At 59.0% G+C, this 9,179-nt stretch carries 12 protein-coding genes and 2 pseudogenes; 7 read left to right on the top strand and 7 right to left on the bottom strand.

The window, feature by feature from the left end; genetic code table 11:
* The 5 genes from RMO18_RS18310 to RMO18_RS18290 form a co-directional block, all read left to right on the top strand.
* Positions 1 to 543: amino acid permease (locus tag RMO18_RS18310; protein ID WP_309667866.1), on the top strand; the 543-nt coding region annotated here is incomplete at its 5' end.
* A 4-nt stretch (positions 544 to 547) separates the two neighbouring features.
* Positions 548 to 1,603, top strand: a complete 1,056-nt coding sequence (locus RMO18_RS18305; protein WP_309667864.1) for an AI-2E family transporter — start codon at positions 548 to 550, stop codon at positions 1,601 to 1,603.
* A 411-nt stretch (positions 1,604 to 2,014) separates the two neighbouring features.
* On the top strand, positions 2,015 to 2,188 hold the full coding sequence (locus RMO18_RS18300) for a CsbD family protein (RefSeq protein ID WP_309667863.1): 174 nt from the start codon (positions 2,015 to 2,017) through the stop codon (positions 2,186 to 2,188).
* 74 nt (positions 2,189 to 2,262) lie between these two features.
* Entirely contained in the window at positions 2,263 to 2,427 is a 165-nt protein-coding gene (locus tag RMO18_RS18295) for a DUF3309 family protein (protein WP_309667861.1), read from the top strand.
* Between the two features lie 199 nt (positions 2,428 to 2,626).
* Positions 2,627 to 3,076 carry a pyridoxamine 5'-phosphate oxidase family protein gene (locus tag RMO18_RS18290; protein WP_309667860.1) on the top strand — a complete coding sequence of 150 codons (450 nt, stop codon included), beginning with the start codon at positions 2,627 to 2,629 and terminating at the stop codon, positions 3,074 to 3,076.
* A 687-nt stretch (positions 3,077 to 3,763) separates the two neighbouring features.
* Here RMO18_RS18290 and RMO18_RS18285 read toward each other — a convergent pair.
* The 5 genes from RMO18_RS18285 to RMO18_RS18265 all read right to left on the bottom strand — a co-directional run bounded on the left by RMO18_RS18285 (position 3,764) and on the right by RMO18_RS18265 (position 6,411).
* A complete protein-coding gene (locus tag RMO18_RS18285; protein ID WP_309667858.1) occupies positions 3,764 to 4,105 on the bottom strand; it encodes an H-NS histone family protein in 342 nt (113 codons plus the stop codon).
* Between the two features lie 376 nt (positions 4,106 to 4,481).
* Positions 4,482 to 4,676, bottom strand: coding sequence for a hypothetical protein (locus RMO18_RS18280; protein ID WP_309667857.1), 195 nt, complete (start codon positions 4,674 to 4,676; stop codon positions 4,482 to 4,484).
* Between the two features lie 235 nt (positions 4,677 to 4,911).
* Positions 4,912 to 5,787, bottom strand: a complete 876-nt coding sequence (locus tag RMO18_RS18275) for a sugar phosphate nucleotidyltransferase (protein ID WP_309667856.1) — start codon at positions 5,785 to 5,787, stop codon at positions 4,912 to 4,914.
* A gap of 197 nt (positions 5,788 to 5,984) precedes the next feature.
* Positions 5,985 to 6,125, bottom strand: coding sequence for a hypothetical protein (locus RMO18_RS18270; protein WP_309667855.1), 141 nt, complete (start codon positions 6,123 to 6,125; stop codon positions 5,985 to 5,987).
* 112 nt (positions 6,126 to 6,237) lie between these two features.
* On the bottom strand, positions 6,238 to 6,411 hold the full coding sequence (locus tag RMO18_RS18265) for a CsbD family protein (RefSeq protein WP_309667854.1): 174 nt from the start codon (positions 6,409 to 6,411) through the stop codon (positions 6,238 to 6,240).
* A gap of 412 nt (positions 6,412 to 6,823) precedes the next feature.
* Here RMO18_RS18265 and RMO18_RS18260 point away from each other — a divergent pair, with 412 nt between their 5' ends.
* Positions 6,824 to 7,036 carry a hypothetical protein gene (locus tag RMO18_RS18260; protein ID WP_309667852.1) on the top strand — a complete coding sequence of 71 codons (213 nt, stop codon included), beginning with the start codon at positions 6,824 to 6,826 and terminating at the stop codon, positions 7,034 to 7,036.
* Positions 7,037 to 7,138: 102 nt separating this feature from the next.
* On the opposite strand, the pseudogene RMO18_RS18255 reads toward RMO18_RS18260, so the two are convergent.
* Positions 7,139 to 7,865, bottom strand: a pseudogene (locus RMO18_RS18255) (Crp/Fnr family transcriptional regulator).
* 196 nt (positions 7,866 to 8,061) lie between these two features.
* On the opposite strand from RMO18_RS18255, the gene RMO18_RS18250 reads away from it, so the two are divergent.
* Positions 8,062 to 8,322 (top strand): hypothetical protein, encoded by a 261-nt coding sequence (locus tag RMO18_RS18250; protein ID WP_309667850.1) that lies wholly within the window; start codon positions 8,062 to 8,064, stop codon positions 8,320 to 8,322.
* Between the two features lie 217 nt (positions 8,323 to 8,539).
* Here RMO18_RS18250 and RMO18_RS18245 read toward each other — a convergent pair.
* Positions 8,540 to 9,179, bottom strand: a pseudogene (locus RMO18_RS18245) (cell division protein FtsH); the annotation flags it as partial.

Here is a 9,179-nt window from a genome sequence, read left to right as displayed (position 1 = left end):
TGGGCGCTTTTCCTGACGCTTGCATTGACTGCACTGGTCTATGCGCTGGTGGTCTGGGTTGCTGTTGTCGCAGTGCCACCGGATGAGCTTTCCACCTCCAGCGCCCCCTTGGCGCTGGTGTTCGAACGGCTAACGGGGATGCCGCTGAAAACCATGAGCCTGATCGCCGTCATAGCAACGCTGAACGGCATCATCGTGCATGTCATCATGATCTCTCGGGTGCTTTACGGGCTGGCGGCCCAGGGCAATCTTCCCAGGGTTCTGACGCATCTGAATGCCAGAACCGGCACGCCACTGCTGACCACCGCAATCGGCGTGGCAGCAATCCTGTCTCTGGCGCTTGCAGTCCCGCTGGCCGGGTTGGCCGATCTGACTGCCCGTTTCACACTGGTGGTTTTTGCGATCATCAACATCACCCTGATCCGTATCAAGTCTCTGGAAACCGCGCCGCCTGCGCAGGCATTTGTCTGTGCAGGGTGGGTGCCCGTTGCGGGCCTCGTCACAAGCATCGGGTTGCTTTTTCTGGATCTGGTGGTTCGGTGACCAGATGAAACCACAGCCTCAATCACCCAACAGCCGTCGTTTCGGACGCGTGGCGCTTGCAGTCGCAAGCGTTGCCGGCATCCTCGTCTGCGCACTTATCGCCTGGCCTTTCCTCGGTGCCATCACCTGGGCGCTGACGCTGGCGATCCTTTTCGCTCCGCTGCATGGAAGGGTCGAAAAGCGCGTCAGGCACCCGAACATCGCCGCCTTGCTCTCGACGGCCATTGTCATCGTCGTCGTGGTCGTCCCTGCAGTATTTGTGGTCGAACGCCTCATCACGGAAGCGGCTTCTGGTTTCCAATCCCTTCAGGCGCGCGTCGAGGGCGGCGAGCTTCAGGCCCTGCTCGACAGCCATCCTGCCCTTGCACCCTTTGGCGCCTGGATTGACCGGCAATTCGATTTGCCGTCGATGATGTCCGCAATTGCGACCTGGCTGAGCAACCTCGGAGCGACTTTCGTCAAGGGGTCGTTGCTGCAAGTGGTCGAGGTGTTCATCACCTTCTACCTGCTGTTCTATTTCCTGCGCGACAGGAAGGCTGCCAGAACCATGATCATGGCGTGGCTCCCGCTCACAAAACCCGAGACTGAACACTTGCTGCGCCGTGTGGCCGAAACAGTCCACGCGACAGTCTACGGCACACTTGCCGTCGCCGCAGTTCAAGGCACCTTGGGCGGCCTGATGTTCTGGGCGCTCGGTCTGCCCACGCCTCTGCTTTGGGGGTTGGTGATGGGGCTCTTGTCAATTGTGCCGGTCCTCGGGGCCTTCATCGTCTGGATACCGGCAGCGATCCTGCTCCTTCTGGACGGAAGCTGGATACGCGCGGTCATTCTTGCCGCTTGGGGCGGGATAGTCGTTGGCAGCATCGACAACATCCTGCGGCCGATGTTCGTCGGCAACCGTCTGCGCCTGCATACCATTCCTGCGTTCATTTCTATTGTCGGTGGTCTGCTTCTGTTCGGCGCGCCGGGCTTTATCCTGGGCCCTCACACAGCGACGATGACGATGCTGCTTTTGGAGTTTTGGACGCGACATGCAGAATCTAGCCAAGCACCCAACTGAGCTAATCGCACCGGCTGACCAAACAGATCTGTGATGGCTTCCGCCCATTGCCGACCTTCGAGCCAAGCAGAATGAACGGCCGCTACCCGCCTCAGGGGACGTTCCTCTGACAAAGTCCAATTGGCAGGCCACGTTCCCTGCAAAGCTACAAGCCACGGCAGCACGAAAGCACCGGTCAGGTCGGGCACGGCGGAGTTGGGCTGCGGGGCGACGCGCGGCCTGGCGTCCTAGAGAGGGAGGGCTGCTTTGTGCGGCGGGCTGGGTGGGTCAATGTGTCGCGGTCTATCGAAAGCCTAGACAGTGCAACGGCGCGGCGAGTTGTTCCAGATCAATGCGGGCCGCGGGATTTGAATGTATTCGTAGTCCAGTGCTGCGGCGATCATGCGGCGAGCATCCTGAGGAGTCCCCGTCATGGACAAGAATCGCATCGAAGGTTCAGCCAAGCAGGTGGCAGGTAGGATCAAGGTAGTGGCAGGCAAGGTCATGGGCGATTCCAAGCTGGAAGCCGAAGGCAAGGCCAAGCAAGCGGAAGGCCGTATGCAGAATGCCGTTGGTGATCTGCTGGACACGCTAAAAGGCAAGTAGGGCACCCAAGGCATTCTACATTGCGTGGCCGCGTCGGCCATGCTCCCACCATCCCTCAGAAGGGAATTAACATCATGTCGTTAGGTACAATCCTCATCGTCTTGCTGATCATCGCGCTTCTGGGCGGATTCAGCGGTTATGTAGGCGGCTATGGCTATGGCTTTGGCCACAGCGGGGTCGGAGTCATCGGGGTCATTCTTATCATCATTGTTGTTCTGGTTCTGACCGGGAGGATGTGACACCAGAACGGCCAAAACCAAGGCATCGCGGCCTTGGCACAGGTGAACGTGCGCAGCAAGGCCCAGGACGCCGAAGTAGCCGGATGCGCAGAGTCCGCCTCGGCAGAGCATTTTGCCCCCGGCTGGCACTGTCAGATGAATCCTGTGGGAAACCATGCTGCGAGGGTCGCTTTAAGATCTATTGATGGGATGCAAGCCTATGTTGATCCGAACGTTAGGTAAGCTCGAATGTACGAAGGTGTTGGCTGAAAATCGCCTTGGTCACCTCGCCTGCGCGCGGGAGGGACGTCCTTATGTCGTGCCGATCTACTTTGGCTACGAAGGCAACTGCCTTTATGCTTTTTCAATGCCTGGCAAGAAGATCGAGTGGATGCGTGCTAGTCCCGTGGTTTCTGTTTTGGTCGAGGAGCGCGGTCGTGGCCGAGAGTGGAAAAGCGTCATTGTCGATGGAAACTACGAGGAGCTTCCTGACCGATTCCAACGAAATCGGGCGTGGGCGCTGTTGAGCAAATATTATGACTGGTGGGAGCCAGGCGCCTTTAAACCCGTGACGCCGCTAATGGCGGACCATTCGGATCACGTGTTCTTTCGAATTCTGATCGATCAGCTTTCTGGGCGCGAGGCCAAGGAAACTGACCTGCTCCCCTGAAACGTCCGCATCCTGAGGTTGGTCCGTTCTCCAGTGAAGGAAACGGACATGAAGCGCGGCGGATTCACCAAAGAGCAGATCATTGGCTTTCTAGAGGAGCACCAGGCCGGGCTGAGCGCTGCTGATCTGTGCCGCAAGTCGTAGCCAATCTGGTCTTCCCAGAACCCTCCTTTATTCGCGCCCGGACGCCAACCTTTTCGCCGGACCTTTCAGAATGCAGTAGGGCAGCCCGAACAATCCAAAAGAGCATCAGAACTCGGTCCATCCAAGGGCTGCTTTCATAGTTTGGTCGGTGGAAATATTCTGCGACTGAGTGGCTGCTTTCCGCTTCTTGCGAACGCGACGGTCACGTCGACCATCTCGGCCCGTTGCTGCCATTCAAGGGCGCCAAGGCGAACGGCAGCTTTCCCAACAGAGCTTGCCTAACCACCAGTTGAGTCACGGCGGTTAAGTGCTGGAGGGAACGCGACTACCGTCGAACCTTCTCCACCTAAGCTATTGAATTCATTTGAGCCAAACAGAGAAAAACTGCGATTTCCTCCATCGTGGCGGAACGCCGCTGCGACCGTGTGGCCATTTGGGGCGGAGAACGTCCCAATCCGGCAACCTCGCCACTCCACGTTGAAGGCGCTATGGATACTGCGGCGACCGCGACCAGCAGTCACGGACTAGAACAAGGGAGCTTCCCTAGAGTGCCATCGACTCCGATGTTTTCCCGGCCGCGATCGCATCTTTGAACCAGCCCGGCTGCCGGCCACGTCCGGACCAAGTAACACTGGAATCAGCTGGACTGGCGTATTTCGCCACAGAGAGAGATCGTCCTTTGCCTTTCGGCGGGCCTCTGAACTTCCCGACAACACCAGAAAAAAGATCACCCAGCGCAAAGCCGAATTCCTTCGCTTTTTCCTCCATCGCCGACAGGGCGGTCCGCTTTCGGCGCTTGTCGAAATCAGCGATCGCGCGGGTGATATCTTTGCTCAGCTTCTTCAGTTCGGCGAGGGAAAGCTCGTCTAGATCGGCTTCGGTCATGTGGTGCTCCTGCGGCTGCGGCGACATTCGCCGGCGTTGCTGGCAATGGTGAGCCATCGCAGCTAACGAAGCAAGCTTGAGAAGCTGGGGGACAAAGCGCCGTAGGCTTGCAGGCTGTCGAAGGCGATCACCGGCGGACACCTCTGACAACACCCGTCGGCGTTCTCTCTGACCCTGTGGCTTAACAGCTGAACCCGAAGCGGCTTGTCCGTGGAGATCGGCTGAGCCGCTTCAAGCGTTTGCGCGTGATGCTCTAGTCGTTCGGTTCCAAAGAGGTCAGCCCGGGTCGGCGCATTGACCTGCCAGACACCCGGGACCGGACCAAAGCGAGCGCCTATCGAGCTCTGCAAGCAGCGAAGTTGACCTTCCCACATTATCACTTAACAGACGTCTTGCTCTCGGGATCCTTGAGTGCCGAAAGCTGACTGTCGGCGACGGTGGGACTGACGGAGTCGCGACGCTTGGGAGTGTGGACAAGTCCTTTGGCCACGTCAGTGCGTTCGTCGCAGAAATCCGCGCGGATGCGGCGGGTCATCAGCGCCCATTTGCTTTCGATCTGATCCCATTTCATGGTTCGTATCCTTTCGGGTCATGGCAGTGCCCACATCTGGACGTGACGCCTGCAAGAACGCCAAATGTTGGCGTCCGGTTCCGTCACGTCTGTCTTCGAAGCGCATCCGGCGCAAAGGCCGGCCCATTAGAAGCCCGGACCGGACCGGACTTCACGCAAGTCGCGTTATTCAAATCATTTCGGCGATGCTATTCTGCGATCTGGAAAAGTCATGAGGCAAAGCTCTAACTTCCTATTAGGCGAGAATAGCATGTGCCGAGGCGGCAGAGGTAGCGGAATGCGCTGTCAAGAGCCCGGCAATGGCACTTTCCTGCCGGGCTTCTGCCTTGCGCGCCACCGACGCGGCCAGCAGCCCGTCATGATTGCCGCAGTCGTACCTGGTTCCACTGAACCGGAAGGCGACGACCGGGACGGCGCGGCCCGCGATCGTTATCGCATCGGTCAGCTGAACCTCGCCCCCTTTGCCGGGAGGGGTGTTCTGCAGCACGTCGAAGATCATGGGATCAAGGATGTAACGGCCGACTGCAGCAAAGGACGACGGTGCAGTGCCTTCGGTCGGTTTCTCGATCATGCCGGACACAGGTAGGCAATTGTCCTTTGGCAACCCGCCCAGCCGGAAGATGCCATATTTCGAAGCGTCCTCGGGTTTGATCTGCATCGCGGCGACCATGTGACCTTCCGTGTAGTGCGAGGCCATTTCGGCCAGACAGTTCGGACCCATGACGATGTCGTCCGGCAGAAGCACGGCAAAGGGACCCGGCAGCATGAAATCCTTGCAGCAGTGCACTGCGTGTCCCAGCCCAAGAGGGCGGTCCTGAAAGATGTAGATGATTTCCGGGCCGCCCTTACGGGTATCGCTCGATGACACACCGTCCACGTCGCCTGAAGGACTTTGACCGGCAAGGTACGCCTGGATCGCGACCTTCGCCGTGCTGATCACGACGACGATCCGCTCTGCACCCAGAGTGACCGCCTCGTCGATGGCAAAGTCCAGCACCACGCGATCATAGACCGGCAGAAGCTCTTTCGCTGTCACTCTGGTTGCAGGCAGAAGGCGGGTGCCGAGGCCGGCAGCCGGAATGATGACAGTCTTGATGGTGATGTCCGACACGTCTGCCTCCGTTGATTGGGATTTACCGCTCGGAACAACACACCCGGAACGTATCCGGTTCCCTACATCCGCCCAGAAGTGCGATGATAAGAACGATGACCAGAATCGTGCCAAGTGACATTCGGATTTCTCCTCTAATGGTGTTTGCCTGCCTCGTAGTCGCCCGGTGATGTAACCTCCAGAGTATTGGGTACTGTTCAATTGCCTTCGATTTTAATGCCTTGCTCGTCAATCTGGATGTCGATGCCGCTCTGGCGTTCCTGATAGTACAGGTAGCTTGCCCCGACCGCGACAACCAAGAGGAGGCCGATCAAGAGGAGAAGAGAGTTTCGGTTCACTGCTGGCTCCTTCTTGGGTATTCAAACCCTTAGGCGTCATTGCACTGCGCCAAGCGACGTTAGCGCATGACCCAAGCACGTCTTTTGCAGATGCGCTCCGCGAACGCCGACTCTAGGCCTCGCGGATTGCGTCCTTGATACCTCCGACGGCATTCAGAATCTTGCCCTCGACCTTGTCGGCCTGGCCCTCGGACTTAAGCTTCGCATCGCCAAGCACCTTGCCGACTGCAACCTTGGCTTTGCCCTTCACGACCTTGGCGGAACCGATCACACGATCTTTGTCCATGGCGTTTTCGCTCCTGCGGAAATCTGACTGCCATCTGCTTGATGGCTCCGTATTGTTTCTGCGATTCTCCCTCAGCTCACATTGATACAAATCAATCTGGTCTGATCACTTTTCTCAGCCCAGAATTTTGGAGAACATAGGGCGGCGATGCTATTGAGCGGCGCGCGCTCGTCCTTCGGCGGAAATCAGCTTGTCGTCCAAGACCTATGACGACTACGTCGCCCGGGTTGACTTGCGTCAATCCGTGGGGCAGCGATTCCGTTGAGAATGAACTGTGGAGATAGAGTTTCCGATCATCCATCGTTGTTGCCAGGTTCTGCGAAGCTCAAGGAAGATGACGCTGGCCCCCAGTGCATTTCATTCTTCTTTCTGTCTTCAAGAGTTTGGCGACGTATTCAGAAGGAATACACCAATGGCACAGATCCTTCCGATGGCACCGCAAGGCAAACCCTCCGCGGCCGAAGACAAGATGAAGACTGTGAAAGCCGCTTGGGACAAGGCCCCCTCGGGCCCCAAGAAGGACGCGGCACGGAAGCATTACCAGGCCGCTGAAAAGGCCCACACCGCCAAGAATGACGCCGAATGCATCCGGGAACTTGATGCAGCGGCTCACGCGCTTGTCTGATCGACATTGGTCACCCCGGCACAACTTGCCGGGGTGGCGTCATCGTTTGTCAGCTTGCAGGCCACTGGCCCGCGGATTGGCCGTTCGTGTTTCAGCCAATGGTCACCGTCGAAACAGCGGCCCACCCTGATCAAGATGGCTCGGATCAAACTCGGCCAGCGCGACAAGGCCAGCGAAATCGTCGAAGGTCACCTTGCCATCGCGGAAGGTCAGAAGGCCCTGCTCGCGCAACTGCCGCAGCACCCGGTTGACATGTACGGCGCTCAGGCCAAGCACATCAGCCAGCAGGTATTGAGAAATCGGACAGTCATAGCCCGCCTTGCTACCAAGGCCGACAAGCCTCAGGCGCGCGCCAAGTTCCAAAAGGTAATGCGCCACGCGCTGCAATGCGTCGCGGCGGCCAAGGTCGATCAGATGCTCGACCAGCATCGCCTCATCGCGTGAGGCCGCCCAAAGCAGTCGCCAGCCGCGGGGACCGGCTGAATGTATCCTCGATGTCGTTTTTGGTAACCACATAGGCCTCGATCTCGGTCACCGGTCCGATGTTGAGATCAGCGGTGCGGAACAGCATGCTGCGCAGGCCAAGAAAATCACCGGGGATCTGGAAGTCGACGATCTGGCGGGTTCCCCCGGGCAGCAATTTGTAGGAACAGGCCCAGCCGCGCGCCAGGACGTAGGCCTCGCGGTCGGACTGCCCCTGATGGACGATATCAACGCCCACCGGAAGCCGGCGCCGCCGTTCGTGCAGTTTGCTCAGTAGGGCGAAATCCGGAGGAGATAGGTCGATGAACGCGCCAAGTTTTCGGGCGAGTGGGCTGTCTTGAACCAACTTGAGAATTTCATTCCCTCCCGTCTCCGGCGCTGGCGACGGCGCTCTCCGCTCAGGACAAGTTGAATCGGCGCGGACCGTGCACACTGCTTTCAATCAGCGCGGTTTAGCAGTTTCGTGCCATGATCAATAGACTCATTGCACCTACGCATTCGGAGATTGTCCCAACCTTCAGCCATCGGAAAGGTTTCTCGCGATGACCCTGGTCATGGATGCTCCGGGCGCCGCCGCGCTCGCGATCGTGGAGTCCCTGCTTCTGGCGCTCAACGACCGGAACGTTCTGCCGGAGCGCGAAATCCTCGGCATCCTGACGGATGCCGGCCTCGCACATTCGGACATGCCTGAAGCGGACGACAATCCCGGTCATCAAGCCGCTGTTGTGGCGCTGATCAACAAAACTCTGGCAAGGGGGGAACTCGGTCCAGCGGCGGTAAGGCAAGGACTCGGTCACAAATGAGGTTCCGTTCAAAACGGTGCTGCGGACCGGCGAATGAAAGACGTGGGTGCAAACACCCCCCCTAGCCGAGCACCCTACGCCGCGGGCCGCATGATCGATGTTCTGGTGCGGGTGGTCCTGTGGCGGCAGAAAGCTTGGGCGGCGAGTGGTGGGCCTGCAACGGTCTTCTGCCTATTCGGTACGCGGGTCCTCGGGGGTTCTCTTCCAGAGAGTGCTTTTACTTCCGACGTTTGACGAAGGGCGTGATCTTGGTTCCCGGCTCAAGACAGGCGCGGATGGCCTGCAGATCAAGGGTCTCTTCGGCCTCCAGCCGGATGACGAGATGCGCGATCTGGCCGCGGTGCGCCTCGATGATCTGCAATGCCTCCGTTTCGGCCGCATGCAGCAAGGTGATCACCGCCTGATCCACGCGCGCTGCCGTCTGGTCGGAGAAACTTCGCGGTTGGGCAATCTGCTGTCCAAGGAACGGGTGATCTTCGCTGTCCCGCAGATCGACGGGACCGATATCGGGGTCCATGCCCCAGCGCGCCACCATCGACCGCGCCAAAAGTGTAGCACGGTGGATATCGTCATCTGCGCCTGAACTGACGGACCCCAGCAGCAGCTTTTCCGCAGCCCGCCCGGCCAGAAGCGTGGTCAGCTGCACCCGCAGATAGGCTTCGGGCAGGGTGTGGCGGTCATGCTCTGGCAGCATATGGGTGCTGCCCAGACTGCGCCCGCGCGGAATGACGGTGACCTTGTAGATCGGATCGGCGTCGGGGTTGTAGAAGGCGGCGGCGGTATGTCCGGCCTCGTGCACTGCCAGCCGGTGCTTTTCGTCTGGCTGGATCGCCAGCGTGCGCACGGTGCCCATCATC

The organism is Tabrizicola sp., assembly GCF_031377265.1.
Lineage (GTDB): Bacteria > Pseudomonadota > Alphaproteobacteria > Rhodobacterales > Rhodobacteraceae > JAUYQR01.
This window is presented reverse-complemented; position numbering and strand designations above follow the sequence as displayed.